The sequence below is a fragment of the Streptomyces sp. NPDC051243 genome (genome assembly GCF_044455405.1).
Classification (GTDB): Bacteria; Actinomycetota; Actinomycetes; order Streptomycetales; family Streptomycetaceae; genus Streptomyces.
In genome coordinates this window covers 326,005-340,675 of the sequence record NZ_JBITES010000003.1, presented here as the reverse complement: position 1 = coordinate 340,675, position 14,671 = coordinate 326,005, and the positions used below count along the sequence as shown (strand labels likewise).

Below are 14,671 nucleotides of genomic sequence, written 5' to 3'. Positions count from 1 at the left end.
TACTCCCGCGGGAGTACTGCGGGTGAAGAACGCGGCGACCGTTCTACGACGGTGTGCGCGCCGCCGCGGCCAGCAGCCGGGGCACGTCCTCGGAGTGGATGGTGAGGGCCGCGCCGACCGTCGCCAGGACGTCGCGCTCGGCGGGCGTGTACGGGCCGTCGGCCAGGGCGATCCGGGCGCCCTGGAGCAGGATGGACTCGCGTCCGGCGGGGGCGAGGTGCGGGGCGAGCGGGTCGAGGGCCTCATGGAGCTCTATGGCCAGACCGGCACCGCAGGGCTCGGAGAAGACCCGCCCGGTGTCCGCGGCCAGCGCCTCGACCAGGGCGTTGAGCTGTTCCTCCGTGCAGTCCTCGAAGCCGGCCGCCCGTACCGTGGCCGCCGCGGCCTCCAGGGAGGGACGGGCACAGGTGCCGCCCGCCGCCAGCACCGCCAGGGCGACGGTGTGCACGGCGTCGCGGAGCATCGCGGAGAAGCGGGTCGTGGTCGGGTGGTCCAAGACGTCGGTGCCGAAGTGGCGCCGGCAGGCGGCGCACTCCACGACAGGGGCGGTCTCCCCGCGCGGCAGCACGGGCACGCCGAGCAGAGTGAAGCGGCGGTGCCCGGTCAGCCGCTGGTAGTTGCGGTCGCCCCCGCATCCGGGGCAGAAGAACTCGCCGTCACCCACGGCAGACCACGCGGTGCGGGTGCCCAGGATGCGCGCAAGCCTGGCGGCACGGCCGTCTCGTCCCCGTCCTGGCAGCACGTCGCACCTCCGTAACGCCGCGGCAACATCGCCGCGCTTGCGTGATGTTAGCCACATCACGGACGCGGAGTCAGTACCCCGGACGAGACCTTTCCGTGACCTGCACAGGTCAATGGCCGAAAACGGACGGGCTCCGCCCGCCGGTATACGGCGGGCGGAGCCCGTTCAGGGGCGCGGGGCTGCAGTCGATCTGCGGCTACCGCCGCGTGGGCGCGACAAGCCACGACGGACCCGAGTCACCCACTGTCCAGCGGGCCTACGGCGAGAAGACGCGGCCAACCCAACGGAGCGAACCGTCAGCGAGCCGCCCTGTTGACGGCCGAGACAACCGCCTTCAGCGACGCACGCGTCGTGTTCGCGTCGATCCCGATGCCCCACAGCACCTTGCCGTCGATCGCACACTCGATGTACGACGCGGCCTGCGCCGACGCACCCTCACTCATCGTGTGCTCCTGGTAGTCCAGCAGCCGCGCGTCGATACCGATGGACTGCAGCGCGTCGAAGAAGGCCGAGATCGGACCGTTGCCGGTACCGGCCAGCACGGTGTCGACGCCGTCGACGGACGCCTCCACCTTCAGCGTGTCCACACCGTCCGTGTCGGTCGTCGACTGCCCGTTCTTGACCTGGATGCGGCCCCACGGGTTCTCGGGGTTCGGCAGGTACTCGTCCTGGAAGACCGCCCAGATGTCGGACCCGGTGACCTCGCCGCCCTCGGCGTCCGTCTTCGCCTGGATGATCTTCGAGAACTCGATCTGCATCCGGCGCGGCAGGTCCAGCTTGTGGTCGTTCTTCAGGACGTACGCGATACCGCCCTTGCCGGACTGCGAGTTGACACGGATGACGGCCTCGTACGAACGACCCACGTCCTTCGGGTCGATGGGCAGGTACGGCACGGCCCACTCGATGTCGTCCACCGTCACGCCCTTGGCGGCCGCGTCGGCCTCCATCGCGTCGAAGCCCTTCTTGATGGCGTCCTGATGGGAGCCGGAGAAGGACGTGTAGACCAGGTCGCCCACGTACGGGTGGCGCGGGTGGACCTCCATCTGGTTGCAGTACTCCCACGTACGACGGATCTCGTCGATGTCGGAGAAGTCGATCTGCGGGTCGACGCCCTGCGAGAACAGGTTCATGCCCAGGGTGACCAGGTCGACGTTGCCGGTGCGCTCGCCCTGCCCGAACAGACAGCCCTCGACGCGGTCGGCGCCGGCCATCAGCGCCAGCTCGGCCGCGGCGACGGCCGTACCGCGGTCGTTGTGCGGGTGCACGGAGATGCAGACGTACTCGCGGCGCGACAGGTTGCGGCTCATCCACTCGAAGCGGTCCGCGTGCGTGGACGGCGTCGAACGCTCCACCGTGGCGGGCAGGTTGAGGATGATCTCGCGGCCCGGGCCGGGCTGCCAGACGTCCATGACCGCCTCGCAGACCTCCAGCGCGAAGTCCAGCTCGGTGTCGGTGAAGATCTCCGGCGAGTACTGGTAGCCGAACTCGGTCTCCGGGCCCAGCAGCTTCTCGGCGTACTCCATCACCAGACGGGTGCCGTCGACGGCGATCTGCTTGATGTCGTCCTTGGAGCCACGGAAGACCACCCGGCGGAAGACCGGCGCGGTGGCGTTGTACAGGTGGACGGTGGCCCGCTTGGCGCCCTTCAGCGACTCCACAGTGCGCTCGATCAGGTCCTCGCGGGCCTGGGTCAGTACGGAGATCGTCACGTCGTCGGGGATCGCGCCCGGCTCCTCGATGATCGACCGTACGAAATCGAAGTCCGTCTGGCCCGACGCCGGGAAACCAACCTCGATCTCCTTGTAGCCCATCTTGACCAGCTGGTCGAACATCCGGCGCTTGCGCTCGGGCGACATCGGGTCGATCAGGGCCTGGTTTCCGTCGCGCAGGTCGGTGGAGAGCCAGCGGGGGGCGACGGTGACGCGGTTGTCCGGCCAGGTGCGGTCAGGGATGTCGACCTGCTCGTAGCGGCCGTACTTGTGGATCGGCATGGAACTGGGCTGCTGGCGGTTCGCCATGATTGCGGGGCTCCTCAGGGTGTCCGGAAGGACGGCCGACGACGCAACGCGAAGCTCCGCGGGGAGGGAGTCGACCTGGACTACAGGCCCTCGCCGCGGCAGCTAAGAAGAAGCAGCCCGAAACGCATGATGCTCCGCATGCTAGCCGAGCCCCTTCCGGATGCGGGGCGCCGTATCAGTATGCGGGACCCGAAGGACGAATGGGGCAAAAAGTGCGCCATACCACTTCGTCACGGAGCGTGCGGCTCCCTGTCCGCATATTTCACCAATCATGGTTGCCGGTAGTGACAGCGAGCTAACCCAGTGCAATGGTGCCGGGCATGACGACAAACGGGGGCTTCGAGCCCGTCTTCTGCACCGTCGTACCGCCACACGTCCTCGACAAACTGGCCCGCAACGACGACCCCGCGCTCTCCGGTCCCGCCCAGCGCACCCTGATGCGCGACAGCGAGCTGCGTGGCAGGCGCCGCGTGACGACCGAGTTCGCGCTCGCGGCCGCCCCGACGGCGAAGGCACCGTCGGACCAGCCGCTGCGCACGATCCACGACGCCGAGCACAAGACCGCCCTGCCCGGCAAGAAGGTCCGCGGCGAGGGCGACGACCCCGGCCAGGACGCCACGGTCAACCGCGCCTACTCGGGCCTCGGCGCCACCTTCGAGCTCTTCCTCAAGGCGTACCGGCGCCACTCCATCGACGGCGACGGCCTGCCGCTCGACGCCACCGTCCACTACGACAAGGACTACAACAACGCCTTCTGGAACGGCGAGCAGATGGTGTTCGGCGACGGTGACGGCGAGATCTTCCTCGACTTCACCATCCCGATCGACGTCATCGGCCACGAGCTCACCCACGGCGTCACGCAGTACACGGCCAACCTCACCTACTACGGCCAGCCCGGCGCCCTGAACGAGTCCATGTCGGATGTCTTCGGCGCCCTCATCAAGCAGTACACGCTCGGCCAGACCGCCGCCGAGGCCGACTGGCTGATCGGCGCGGGCCTGCTCGCCCCCAGCGTCTCCGGCAAGGCCCTGCGCTCCATGAAGGAGCCGGGCACGGCGTACGACGACGACGTCCTCGGCAAGGACCCGCAGCCCGCGACGATGGACGACTACGTCCGCACCGGCCGCGACAACGGCGGCGTCCACATCAACTCCGGCATCCCCAACCACGCCTTCTACCTGGCCGCCACCGCCCTCGGCGGCCACGCCTGGGAGAAGGCCGGCCAGATCTGGTACGACGTCCTGACCGGCGGCGAGCTGTCGGACCGGGCCATGTTCACCGACTTCGCGGGGCTGACCGTCAAGGCCGCACGGGAGCGCTTCGGCGACGGCGGCGAGGAACTCCAGGCCGTGGAGAAGGCATGGGAGCAGGTCGGGGTGCGGATCCTGTAAGTCCGTACTAGACAAGAACCCATGCGTATTCAGGTACGGCGCACGGGCGGATTCGCGGGTATCGAGCGGCACGCCGAGGTGGACACCTCGGGGCGGCCCGACGCCCAGGAGTGGCACGCCCTGGCCGAGAGCGCGGTCGCGTCCGGCCGGGGCACACCCCCGATCGGGGTTCCGGACGGCTTCAGCTACCAGATCACCGTGGACGGCAAGACGGTGTACTGCTCGGATCCCCGGCTCACCGACGAGCAGCGCAAGCTGATCAGCCGGGTACTGAAGGAAGGGGCGTAACTGGTTGTTCACGCCTGCCCGTTGACTTCCGTTACCGCCGGTACGGATGATCCGGCGCATGGCGACTGATGCGCACGGCGCGACGAACCCGATACCGCAGTTCCCGGCCGGCTTCCTGTGGGGCGTCTCGACCTCGGCCCACCAGATCGAGGGCGCGGCGGACGAGCGCGAGCAGTCCGTGTGGGACGCCTTCACGGCCGAGCCGGGACGGGTGAAGGACGGCTCCACGGCCGCGGTGGCCTGCGACCACTACCACCGCTACCGCGAGGACGTGGCACTCCTGGCCGACCTGGGCGTGGACGCGTACCGCTTCTCGATCTCCTGGCCGCGGGTGAACACACCGAAGGGCCTCGACTTCTACGACCGTCTGGTGGACGAGCTGTGCGCGGCCGGCGTACGTCCGGTCCCGACCCTCTTCCACTGGGACCTCCCGGTCGCGCTCGACTGGCTCGACCGGGACACGGCCGCCCGTTTCGCCGAGTACGTGTCCGTGGTCGCCGAGCGTCTGGGCGACCGCGTCAAGAAGTGGATCACCATCAACGAGCCTGCCGAGCACACCCTGCTGGGACACGCCCTCGGCACCCACGCGCCGGGCAGGCAGCTGTTGTTCGACGCCCTGCCGGTCGCCCACCACCAGCTGCTGGCCCACGGTCTCGCCGTACGGGCCCTGCGCGCGGCCGGTGCCACGGACATCGGGATCGCCAACTCGCACGGGCCGACGTGGCCGGCGTCGCGGGAGCAGGCGGACGTGGAGGCGGCGGACTTCTACGACGTACTGCTCAACCGGCTGTTCGCGGACCCGCTGCTGCTGGGTGAATACCCGGAAGGGCTCGGCGAGTTGATGCCCGGGGACGTCGAGTCCGATCTGAAGGTCATCGCCGAGCCACTCGACTTCTACGGCGTCAACTACTACGCGCCGACCCGGGTGGGCGCCCCGCAGGGAACCGAGATCGAGTTCGGCGGGGTGACCATGCCCGCCGAACTGCCCTTCTCGGTGCGGGAGATCGAGGGTGTCCCGACGACGGACTTCGGCTGGCCGGTGGTCCCCGAGGGCCTGACGGAGCTCCTCACCGGCTTCCGGGAACGCTACGGCGACCGGCTCCCGCCCGTTGTCATCACCGAGAACGGCTGCTCGTACGAGGGCGTCGACGACCAGGAGCGGATCGCCTACCTGGACGGCCACATCCGGGCGCTGCACAAGGCGGTGGAGGCGGGGGTGGACGTGCGTGGGTACTTCGTGTGGTCGCTGATGGACAACTTCGAGTGGGCCGAGGGGTACGTGCGGCGATTCGGGCTCGTGCACGTGGACTTCGGAACGCAGCGCAGGACGCGCAAGGCGTCGTACGGCTGGTTCCAGGAGTTGCTCCGGGCGCAGAGGTGACCGCGGCCCCACCCCATGCCCTCGCCGAACCCGTCGACCGGGTCGGCGGGGGCTGGACGGCGGCGCTGTCGCTGGCCAACGTCGCGATCTGGGTGGGCTGGTACGGCCCCCTGCAGATCCTGCTGGCCCAGCAGGCCGAGGACTTCGCGCCCGGCACGGGCATGTCGAAGGAGACGCTGCTGGCGTGGGTGACCGGCGTGGGCGCGGTCGTGTCCCTGGCGGCGAACCCGTTCTTCGGCGCGCTGTCGGACCGCACCACGGCCCGCTGGGGCCGCCGTACGCCATGGATCGTGGCCGGTGCGGCGGGCGGCGCGCTGTCGCTGCTGCTGCTCGCCGGGGCGGGCGGGCTGTGGACGATGGCGGTCGGCTGGTGCCTGGTCCAGCTGACGCTGAACGCGGCCTTCGCGGCGGTGACGGCGGCCGTGCCGGACCGGGTGCCGAGGCTCCAACGGGGCACGGTGGGCGGGTGGTTGGGGGCGGCGCAGATCCTGGGGGCGGTCGCCGGTACGGGCCTGGCGACGGCGGCCGGCGGGATCGCGGCCGGGTATGCGGCGTGCGCGGTGTTCGCGGTGGTGGGGGTGCTGCCGTATGTGCTGCGGTACCGGGATCGGAGGATCGGGGTGGCGGACCGGCCGGCGTGGTCGTCGGGTTCGTTCGTGCGGGGCTTCTGGCTGAGCCCGCGCCGCTACCCGGACTTCGGCTGGGCGTGGCTGACCCGCTTCCTGATCAACCTCAGCAACGCGCTGGTGATCCTGTACCTGCTCTACTACCTGCGGGACCGGCTTCGCTACGACGACCCCGAGCAGGGCGTGCTGATCCTCACCGCGGTGAACAGCGTGACCCTGCTGGCCACGGTCGTGGTGGGCGGCGTCTGGTCGGACCGGGTGGGGCGTCGCAAGCCGTTCGTGCACTGGTCCGGGGTGCTGATGGCGGCGGCCACCGCCCTGCTGGCCGTCTGGCAGACCTGGCCGGGCGCGATCGTCGTGGCGGCGCTGCTGGGCGTGGCGCTGGGGGTGTTCATGTCGGTCGACTTCGCGTTGATGACGGACGTCCTGCCCGAGGCACGGGACCGCGGGAAGGACCTCGGCGTCATCAACGTGGCCAACGCCCTGCCCCAGGTCGCGGCGCCCGCCCTCGCCGCGCCGATCGTCACCCACCTGGGCGGCTACCGGATGCTGTACCTGGTGGCGGCGGCGGTGGGGCTGGCCGGGGCGGTGCTGGTGGGGCGGATCAGGGACACGGCCTAGGACCTGTCAGACAGGCTCCAGGGGCTGGGGCGGGCCGGGAGGCGATCAGGTCAGCATTCGCCGCCCCACCGTGCGCTGTGCAGGGTGACGGGGCCCTCGAAGGTCACCATGTTGGTGTCGTTCGGGTAGTGCAGGCACCCCTTGAAGTTGCCGCCGTTCTCCGGCGTGGCGGTGAGGTTGTACCAGATGTGGTCGGCACCCGGGTGGCGCACACCGTTGTTGACGATGGTCACGCCCTTTTCCGAGTGCAGGTCGTACAGATTCCCCTTCGACTTCCACTTCGGCTTGCCCGACGCCGTGTCGTTGTTCCACACGCAGACGTATTCCCTCGGGCAGTCCGCCGGGGCGGCCGCCGCCGGCGGCGCCGCAGCCACACCCATGGCGGCCATCATCAGCACTGCCGCCACACCCATGCCGGCCTTCGCGCGCAACCGTGTCTTCATCATGTCGGCCCCTCCGTTTTCGCTCACTCGGGGCAGCCGTGGTCAATTCGGCCGCCCCCGAGTGACCCAGCATCGCGCGTGGTTCGGGGCGCCGGTCCCTGACATCTGTCAGGCAACCGGAGGCCGGTCACAGCGCTCCGGCCTCCCGGGCCGCGTAGACCGACGGGTACAGCGGGCGGTAGCCCAGCTCCCGGCGGATACGGACGGTGGAGGTGATCACGTGCCACGGGTCGGGGTCCGTGCGGTCGTACAGGTCGGCCGGGACGTCGACGCCGTTGAGCTGGTGCAACTCGACCGCCGTGACGGGGGCGTCGTCGGCGATGTTGTAGACGCGGCCCGCGATGCCCGGCGCGTGCAGGATGCGCAGCAGCGCCTGGGCGGCGTCCGCGTGATGGCCCATCTGGAGCCGTTGGGTGGCCGCCCAGTTCCGGGCCCACATCAGGGACTGGGAGAGGTGCGGATCGCCCTCGCCGTAGACGAAGGGGAGCCGGCCGACACGTACGTCCAGGCCCTCCAGCGCGAGCAGCTCCCGCTCGGCCGCCGCCTTGGACTCCGGATACGCACCCCACATCGCCCCACCCGGCCGGGTCTCGTCGTCCTCGGTCAGCGGGCGGCCACGGCCGGTGCCGTACACCAGGCCCGTGCTGACCTGCACGAACCTCCGCACGCCGGCGGTCTGCGCGGCACGGCCCAGCTCCACGGCCGCGTCCCGGTTGACGGCCCACGCCTCCTCGTCCGGGACCCCGCGGAAGGACGCCGCGACGTTCACGACGGCGTCGGCCCCGGCGACGGCCTTGCCGAGTACGTCGGCGTCCCGCAGGTCGCCGACCACGACTTCGGCGCCCAGCTCGGCAAAGGGCTCGCCGCGCGCAGCGTCCCGCACCAGCACCCGCGCGCGCTCTCCAGGCCGGGCCTGCGCCAGCAGCCTCGGCACGAATCGGCGGCCGACCTGCCCCGTCGTGCCTGTCACCAAAGTCAGCATGTCCTGCTCCTCTCGTCACCGACCACCCTCGGACGGCACCGGGAGGAGCGGGAGAGACCCGTTGATCAGGGGATCGGCAGTCCCTGGATAAGCCGGGCGGCATGCCCCAGGCTGGAGGAGTGAACCGAGCCGAACTCGCCGACTTCCTGCGCCGCGGCCGTGCCCGCCTCGGCCCCTCCGACGTGGGTCTCACGGCCGGCAGCCGCCGCCGTACGCCGGGGCTGCGGCGGGAGGAGGTGGCCCAGCTGGCGGGCATGTCGGTGGACTACTACACCCGGCTGGAACAGTCCCGGGGGCCGCGCCCGTCCCGCCAGATGCTGACGGCGCTGGCCCGGGCGCTGCGCCTGACCGCCGTGGAGCAGGATCACCTGTTCCACCTGGCCGGCGAGGAGCCCCCGCGGCGCGAGACGGCGTCGGCGCACGTCCGTCCCGGGCTGTTGCTGATCCTGGACCGCCTGCACGACACACCGGCGCAGGTGGTCAACGACTGCGGCGAGGTGCTGGCCCAGAACGCCATGGCCAGGGCGCTGGTCGGCGACGTGATGTCCCGCCCGCGCCGCGAACGCAACCTGACCCGCCTGTTCTTCCTGGACCCGGCCGCGCGCACGCTCTTCCCGGAGGAGGACCTCGCGGGCCACGCGCGCGCCCATGTGGCCACCCTGCGCGCGGTGGCCGCCGCCCGTCCCGACGACCCGGAACCGGCCGCGCTGGTCGCCGAACTCCGGGCGGCCAGCGAGGAGTTCGCGCGGCTGTGGGACGAGCACGAGGTGTCCCAGCGCAACAGGGCGACGAAGCGTTTCGTGCATCCCGTGGTCGGCCTGCTGGAGCTGGACTGCGAGGTCATGGTCAGCCACGAACACCACCACCTCCTGGTCGTCCACTCCGCCCGCCCGGGCACGGAGTCCCACGAACGCCTGCAGCTCCTGCGGGTGGTGGGCCTCCAGGACATGTCGCCCAGCGTTCCGTAGGTGCCGCGACGCTGACCAACTGGCGGTTGGTCCCTGGTAGTTGACTCGTCGGTAGTTGAGGCCGGAAATCACCCTTGCCGACCCTCGCCCCACGCGTATCAATGGAAACGGCGGTTCCGACGGACCGTCAGATTCGGCTCTCCACGCAGTGTGTCCGTACCCACCTGCCGAGCAGTTGCCCCACCCCCCACACGCAAGGCAGACGGAACTCCCCCACCCCCGAAAGGGAGCGAATCCCCATGAGACGAACGCGAATCGGAGCAGGTGCGGCGCTGGCGGCCGGGGCCCTCGCGGTCACCGGACTGGCCTTCGCGCCCGCCGCCCTCGCCGTCGCCCCCGGCACCGCGACGATCACCGCCGACTGCGGCAGCTTCGGCGGCGGCGAGGCCACCCTCACCGCGACCCAGAACGGCACGGCGGCCACCGTCACCGTCAACTCCTCCGCGATCACCGCGCCGATCGCGCTGGGCGAGGACTCGATCGCCTCGACGCTCACCCTGGTGAAGGCGGGCGGCGGCACCGTCGCCTTCACCGGCACGGAGAACCCGGCGATGGCCGCCGGCGACCCCGTACAGGTCGGCCCGCTCAGCGGCACCGTCGCCTCCGGGGACAGCCTGGAGGCCTTCGGCGGCTCGCTGCAGATGACCGTCTTCGGCATCACCATCACGTGCACGGCGACCGGGCCGCAGTCGCCGGGCCCGTTCGTGTTCGACTGAGGCGCCCGACGCGCTGACCAAGGGCGCGGTCCCGGCGCCGCTGCGCGTTACAGCGCGTCGGGGCCGCGCTCGCCCGTCCGCACCCGTACGACCGTGTCGACCGGCAGCGCCCAGACCTTGCCGTCGCCGATCTTGCCGGTCTGCGCGGCCTTCACGATCGCGTCGATGACGTCGTCGCACTGCGCGTCGTCCACGACGACCTCGATGCGGACCTTCGGCACCAGGTCGACCTGGTACTCCGCGCCCCGGTACACCTCGGTGTGGCCGCGCTGACGGCCGTAGCCGCTCGCCTCGGTCACGGTCAGACCGTGCACACCGATCTCCTGGAGGGCGGTCTTGACCTCGTCGAGCCGGTACGGCTTGACGATCGCGGTGATGAGCTTCATGCCTGCTTCTTGACCTTCTGGGCGGCGGGGACGGAGGCGGAGAGGGACGAGGTGACCGGGGCACCGTGCCCCAGGACCCCGTGATCGTAAGCGGTCTCGGCGTGCACCGTAAGGTCCAGGCCGGTGTGCTCCTGGTCCTCGCTCGCCCGGAAGCCCATGGCCTTGTCGATGACCTTGCCGATGCCGTAGGTGACGAGGAAGGCGTACGCCGCCACGGCCACGATCGCCACCAGCTGCTTGCCGAGCTGCCCGAGCCCGCCGCCGTACAGCAGGCCCTCGGCCCCGCCCGTCATGGCGGACGTCGCGAAGACGCCGATCAGCAGGGTGCCGATGACACCGCCGACGAGGTGGACGCCGACGACGTCCAGGGAGTCGTCGTAGTCGAGCTTGAACTTCCAGCCGACGGCGTAGGAACAGACGACACCGGCGGCGAGACCGATGACGAGCGCGCCGAGCAGGGAGACCGAGCCGCAGGAGGGTGTGATGGCGACCAGGCCGGCGACCGCGCCGGACGCGGCGCCCAGGGTGGTGGGGTGACCGTCGCGCTTCTGCTCGACGAAGAGCCAGCCGAGCAGGCCGGTGCAGCCGGCGGCGAGGGTGTTGAGGAAGGCGGCGGCCGCGAGGCCGTTGGCGCCGAGGGCCGAGCCCGCGTTGAACCCGAACCAGCCGAACCAGAGAAGACCGGCACCGAGCATGACCATCGGCAGGTTGTGCGGCCGCATGGCGTCCTTCTTGAACCCGAGCCGCGGGCCCAGGACCAGGCAGAGGGCGAGGCCGGAGGCGCCGGAGGTGATCTCGACCGGGAGACCGCCGGCGAAGTCGAGGGCGCCGAGCCGTTCGAGGATCCAGCCGCCGGGGCCCCAGGTCCAGTGGGCGACGGGAACGTATACGAGCAGCGCCCACACCGGCACGAAGACCAGCCATGCGCCGAACTTCGCACGGTCGGCGACCGCACCGCTGATGAGCGCCGCCGTGATGATCGCGAAGGTGAGCTGGAAGGTGGCGAACAGGACGGTGGGGACGGTGCCCTGGACGCTGTCGGGTCCGAGGCCGGACATGCCGGCGTGCTCGAGTCCGCCGATGAGACCGCCGAGGGCGTCGTCCCCGAAGGCGAGCGAGTACCCGCAGGCCAGCCAGACGATCGTCACCAGGGCGATGGACACGAAGCTCATCATCAGCATGTTGAGGACGCTCTTCGTGCGGACCATGCCGCCGTAGAACAGGGCCAGGCCCGGGGTCATCAGCAGCACGAGGGCGGTGGCGGCGAGCAGCCAGGCGGTGTCGCCGGTGTCGACGCTTGCGGCGGCGAGGGGCACGGTGGTCTCCAACGGTGCGGGGGCTCGTCAGAGGTTCACCGGGAAGAGTTTCCGGCTGTGTACGGGTGTGTTTCCGGGGTGTTTCATTGCACGGGGATTTCCGGAAGCTCACACGGCGGGGGTGGTCGATCCCTTGTGCGCGGGATGGCCATTCCCCGGCGCCCGGGGGTCTCGCCCCCTTGTGCGCGAGATGGCCACTTCCCGGCGCCCGGGGTTCTCGCCCCCTTGTGCGCGAGATGGCCGCTCCCCAAGAGCTCGGGGTTCTCGCCCCCCGTGCACGGGCTGGCCGCTCCCCGAGAGCCCGCGGTTGCCGCCCCCTCGCGCGAGATGGCCACTCCCCCGTACCCGGGGTTCTCGCCCCCCCCGTGCACGGGCTGGCCGCTCCCCGAGAGCCCGCGGTTGCCGCCCCATCGCGCGAGATGGCCACTCCCCAGCGCCCGCGGTTGTCGCCCCCTCGCGCGCGAGATGGCCACTCCCCGAGAGCCCGGGGTTCTCGCTCCCTTGTGCGGCGGGGGCTTGTGGATCAGGGAGAATGGGCGCCATGAGCGTTCGCAGCAAGTCATCCGAGCCGTCGGCATCGTCGGAGGCACCCCACCGCGCCGGCTTCGCCTGCTTCGTGGGCCGCCCCAACGCGGGCAAGTCCACGCTTACGAACGCTCTGGTCGGGCAGAAGGTGGCGATCACCGCCAACCAGCCGCAGACGACGCGGCACACGGTACGAGGGATCGTGCACCGGCCCGACGCGCAGCTGATCCTGGTGGACACCCCCGGGCTGCACAAGCCGCGCACGCTGCTGGGCGAGCGCCTGAACGACGTCGTGCGCACCACCTGGGCCGAGGTCGACGTGATCGGCTTCTGCCTGCCCGCCAACGAGAAGATCGGTCCCGGCGACCGCTTCATCGCGAAGGAACTGGCGTCGATCAAGAAGACGCCGAAGATCGCGGTCGTCACGAAGACCGACCTGGTGGACTCCAAGACCCTGGCCGAGCAGCTGATCGCGATCGACCAGTTGGGCAAGGAGCTCGGATTCGAGTGGGCCGAGATCGTGCCCGTCTCGGCGGTCGGCGACAAGCAGGTGGGCCTGCTGGCCGATCTGCTCGTTCCGCTGCTGCCGGAGGGGCCGGCCCTCTATCCCGACGGTGAGCTCACCGACGAGCCCGAGCAGATCATGATCGCGGAGCTGATCCGCGAGGCCGCGCTCGAGGGCGTGCGCGACGAGCTCCCCCACTCCATCGCCGTCGTGGTGGAGGAGATGCTCCCCCGCGAGGACCGCCCCGCCGACAAGCCGCTCCTCGACATCCACGCCTTCGTCTACATCGAGCGGCCCAGCCAGAAGGGCATCATCATCGGGCCCAAGGGCCAGCGCCTGAAGCAGGTCGGGATCAAGTCCCGCAAGCAGATCGAGGCGTTGCTGGGCACGCCCGTGTTCCTGGACCTGCACGTCAAGGTGGCGAAGGACTGGCAGCGCGACCCGAGGCAGCTGCGCAAGCTGGGGTTCTGAGGGGCACGAAACGACTGCGGCGGCCGGGCTTCGCAAGGGCGCTCCCCGCCGCCGCGTGACGGGGGATCCACCGACCGTGAACATCCCCACACACCCGTGACACCTCCCCGTCGAAAAGCCCTACGGCGTTGTCAGTCCCCCGGCGTACTCTTGAAATCGCCAGGCCGCCCATGTGGCAGGCGCGTCGTATCGAGGAGGATGAGCAGGCCTACAGAGCCGGCCCATGACTCAGACACCCACAGCTCACACCCCCGCGCAGGGGCAGGCACGAGCGCAGTTCACCGTCCCCGCCCAGCACCCCATGGTGACCGTCCTGGGGTCCGGCGACTCCCTCCTGCGCGTGATCGAGAAGGCCTTCCCGGCGACCGACATCCATGTCCGGGGCAATGAGATCAGCGCGGTGGGCGACAGCCATGAAGTCGCCCTTGTCCAGCGTCTGTTCGACGAGATGATGCTGGTGCTCCGCACCGGACAACCGATGACGGAGGACGCGGTGGAACGCTCGATCGCCATGCTCAGGGCAAGCGAGAACGGGGAAGGCCCAGAGGAGACCCCCGCCGAGGTCCTCACCCAGAACATCCTGTCCTCGCGCGGTCGCACGATTCGCCCGAAGACCCTCAACCAGAAGCGGTACGTCGACGCGATCGACAAGCACACGATCGTCTTCGGCATCGGCCCCGCCGGTACCGGCAAGACGTACCTCGCCATGGCGAAGGCGGTGCAGGCCCTGCAGTCCAAGCAGGTCAACCGCATCATCCTGACCCGGCCGGCGGTGGAGGCGGGCGAGCGGCTCGGGTTCCTCCCGGGCACGCTGTACGAGAAGATCGACCCCTACCTGCGCCCGCTGTACGACGCGCTGCACGACATGCTCGACCCCGACTCCATCCCGAGGCTCATGGCCGCCGGGACGATCGAGGTCGCGCCGCTCGCGTACATGCGTGGCCGCACGCTCAACGACGCCTTCATCATCCTGGACGAGGCCCAGAACACCAGCCCCGAGCAGATGAAGATGTTCCTCACCCGTCTCGGCTTCGACTCGAAGATAGTCATCACCGGTGACGTCACCCAGGTCGACCTCCCGGACGGCACCAAGTCCGGTCTGCGGCAGGTGCAGGACATCCTGGAGGGCCTGGACGACGTCCACTTCTCCCGGCTCTCGTCCCACGATGTCGTCCGGCACAAGCTGGTCGGCCGTATCGTCGACGCGTACGAGAAGTACGACAGCAAGCACGGCACCCAGAACGGCACGCACAAGGGCCGGGGCAAGTCCGGGCACAAGGGGAAGTAGAGAC

At 70.2% G+C, this 14,671-nt stretch carries 14 protein-coding genes; 8 read left to right on the top strand and 6 right to left on the bottom strand.

Annotation, left to right across the window (positions count from 1 at the left end; all coding sequences use genetic code 11):
* Nucleotides 1-43: 43 nt before the first annotated feature.
* Together ACIBAG_RS08810 and leuA are read right to left on the bottom strand one after the other, a co-directional pair.
* The gene (locus ACIBAG_RS08810; protein ID WP_399102555.1) at nucleotides 44-742 is read right to left on the bottom strand and encodes a TerB family tellurite resistance protein; all 699 of its coding nucleotides are present in this window, start codon (nucleotides 740-742) and stop codon (nucleotides 44-46) included.
* A gap of 296 nt (nucleotides 743-1,038) precedes the next feature.
* Nucleotides 1,039-2,760, bottom strand: coding sequence for a 2-isopropylmalate synthase (gene leuA, locus ACIBAG_RS08805; protein WP_399102553.1), 1,722 nt, complete (start codon nucleotides 2,758-2,760; stop codon nucleotides 1,039-1,041).
* 320 nt (nucleotides 2,761-3,080) lie between these two features.
* On the opposite strand from leuA, the gene ACIBAG_RS08800 reads away from it, so the two are divergent.
* Genes ACIBAG_RS08800 through ACIBAG_RS08785 form a run of 4 tightly spaced genes read left to right on the top strand, consistent with a single transcriptional unit; the run spans nucleotide 3,081 to nucleotide 7,067 of the window.
* Nucleotides 3,081-4,151, top strand: a complete 1,071-nt coding sequence (locus ACIBAG_RS08800; RefSeq protein ID WP_399102551.1) for a M4 family metallopeptidase — start codon at nucleotides 3,081-3,083, stop codon at nucleotides 4,149-4,151.
* 21 nt (nucleotides 4,152-4,172) lie between these two features.
* The gene (locus tag ACIBAG_RS08795) at nucleotides 4,173-4,439 is read left to right on the top strand and encodes a protealysin inhibitor emfourin (protein WP_031476947.1); all 267 of its coding nucleotides are present in this window, start codon (nucleotides 4,173-4,175) and stop codon (nucleotides 4,437-4,439) included.
* 46 nt (nucleotides 4,440-4,485) lie between these two features.
* Nucleotides 4,486-5,820: a GH1 family beta-glucosidase gene (locus ACIBAG_RS08790; RefSeq protein WP_399102548.1), complete on the top strand. Its 1,335-nt coding sequence runs from the start codon at nucleotides 4,486-4,488 to the stop codon at nucleotides 5,818-5,820.
* Nucleotides 5,817-7,067 carry an MFS transporter gene (locus tag ACIBAG_RS08785; RefSeq protein ID WP_399102546.1) on the top strand — a complete coding sequence of 417 codons (1,251 nt, stop codon included), beginning with the start codon at nucleotides 5,817-5,819 and terminating at the stop codon, nucleotides 7,065-7,067. The genes ACIBAG_RS08790 and ACIBAG_RS08785 overlap by 4 nt, the downstream gene beginning before the upstream one ends.
* A 50-nt stretch (nucleotides 7,068-7,117) precedes the next feature.
* Here the strand turns inward: ACIBAG_RS08785 and ACIBAG_RS08780 are convergent, their stop codons facing one another.
* Together ACIBAG_RS08780 and ACIBAG_RS08775 are read right to left on the bottom strand one after the other, a co-directional pair.
* On the bottom strand, nucleotides 7,118-7,513 hold the full coding sequence (locus ACIBAG_RS08780) for a peptidase inhibitor family I36 protein (RefSeq protein WP_399102543.1): 396 nt from the start codon (nucleotides 7,511-7,513) through the stop codon (nucleotides 7,118-7,120).
* A 124-nt stretch (nucleotides 7,514-7,637) separates the two neighbouring features.
* Nucleotides 7,638-8,492 (bottom strand): NAD-dependent epimerase/dehydratase family protein, encoded by an 855-nt coding sequence (locus tag ACIBAG_RS08775; protein ID WP_399102541.1) that lies wholly within the window; start codon nucleotides 8,490-8,492, stop codon nucleotides 7,638-7,640.
* A gap of 119 nt (nucleotides 8,493-8,611) precedes the next feature.
* Here ACIBAG_RS08775 and ACIBAG_RS08770 point away from each other — a divergent pair, with 119 nt between their 5' ends.
* Nucleotides 8,612-9,460 (top strand): helix-turn-helix transcriptional regulator, encoded by an 849-nt coding sequence (locus ACIBAG_RS08770; RefSeq protein ID WP_399102539.1) that lies wholly within the window; start codon nucleotides 8,612-8,614, stop codon nucleotides 9,458-9,460.
* 239 nt (nucleotides 9,461-9,699) lie between these two features.
* Nucleotides 9,700-10,176: a hypothetical protein gene (locus ACIBAG_RS08765; protein WP_399102537.1), complete on the top strand. Its 477-nt coding sequence runs from the start codon at nucleotides 9,700-9,702 to the stop codon at nucleotides 10,174-10,176.
* Between the two features lie 47 nt (nucleotides 10,177-10,223).
* On the opposite strand, the gene ACIBAG_RS08760 is transcribed toward ACIBAG_RS08765, so the two are convergent.
* Nucleotides 10,224-10,562, bottom strand: a complete 339-nt coding sequence (locus tag ACIBAG_RS08760) for a P-II family nitrogen regulator (RefSeq protein ID WP_399102535.1) — start codon at nucleotides 10,560-10,562, stop codon at nucleotides 10,224-10,226.
* Nucleotides 10,559-11,878: an ammonium transporter gene (locus ACIBAG_RS08755; protein WP_399103292.1), complete on the bottom strand. Its 1,320-nt coding sequence runs from the start codon at nucleotides 11,876-11,878 to the stop codon at nucleotides 10,559-10,561. Before ACIBAG_RS08755 ends, ACIBAG_RS08760 begins: the two co-directional genes overlap by 4 nt.
* A gap of 532 nt (nucleotides 11,879-12,410) precedes the next feature.
* Here ACIBAG_RS08755 and era point away from each other — a divergent pair.
* On the top strand, nucleotides 12,411-13,379 hold the full coding sequence (era, locus tag ACIBAG_RS08750) for a GTPase Era (protein WP_399102533.1): 969 nt from the start codon (nucleotides 12,411-12,413) through the stop codon (nucleotides 13,377-13,379).
* Nucleotides 13,380-13,602: 223 nt separating this feature from the next.
* Complete coding sequence (locus ACIBAG_RS08745) at nucleotides 13,603-14,667, top strand: PhoH family protein (RefSeq protein WP_399102531.1); 1,065 nt, start codon at nucleotides 13,603-13,605, stop codon at nucleotides 14,665-14,667.
* Nucleotides 14,668-14,671 lie beyond the last annotated feature (4 nt).

What these genes read in the sequence shown, in the direction of transcription:
- ACIBAG_RS08790 (WP_399102548.1), top strand. Translation starts at nt 4,486, where the DNA reads ATGATCCGGCGCATGGCGACTGATGCGCACGGCGCGACGAACCCGATA.
- ACIBAG_RS08745 (WP_399102531.1), top strand. Translation starts at nt 13,603, where the DNA reads ATGACTCAGACACCCACAGCTCACACCCCCGCGCAGGGGCAGGCACGA.
- ACIBAG_RS08760 (WP_399102535.1), bottom strand. Translation starts at nt 10,562, where the DNA reads ATGAAGCTCATCACCGCGATCGTCAAGCCGTACCGGCTCGACGAGGTC.
- era (WP_399102533.1), top strand. Translation starts at nt 12,411, where the DNA reads ATGGGCGCCATGAGCGTTCGCAGCAAGTCATCCGAGCCGTCGGCATCG.
- ACIBAG_RS08795 (WP_031476947.1), top strand. Translation starts at nt 4,173, where the DNA reads ATGCGTATTCAGGTACGGCGCACGGGCGGATTCGCGGGTATCGAGCGG.
- ACIBAG_RS08765 (WP_399102537.1), top strand. Translation starts at nt 9,700, where the DNA reads ATGAGACGAACGCGAATCGGAGCAGGTGCGGCGCTGGCGGCCGGGGCC.
- ACIBAG_RS08800 (WP_399102551.1), top strand. Translation starts at nt 3,081, where the DNA reads ATGACGACAAACGGGGGCTTCGAGCCCGTCTTCTGCACCGTCGTACCG.
- ACIBAG_RS08780 (WP_399102543.1), bottom strand. Translation starts at nt 7,513, where the DNA reads ATGATGAAGACACGGTTGCGCGCGAAGGCCGGCATGGGTGTGGCGGCA.
- ACIBAG_RS08775 (WP_399102541.1), bottom strand. Translation starts at nt 8,492, where the DNA reads ATGCTGACTTTGGTGACAGGCACGACGGGGCAGGTCGGCCGCCGATTC.
- leuA (WP_399102553.1), bottom strand. Translation starts at nt 2,760, where the DNA reads ATGGCGAACCGCCAGCAGCCCAGTTCCATGCCGATCCACAAGTACGGC.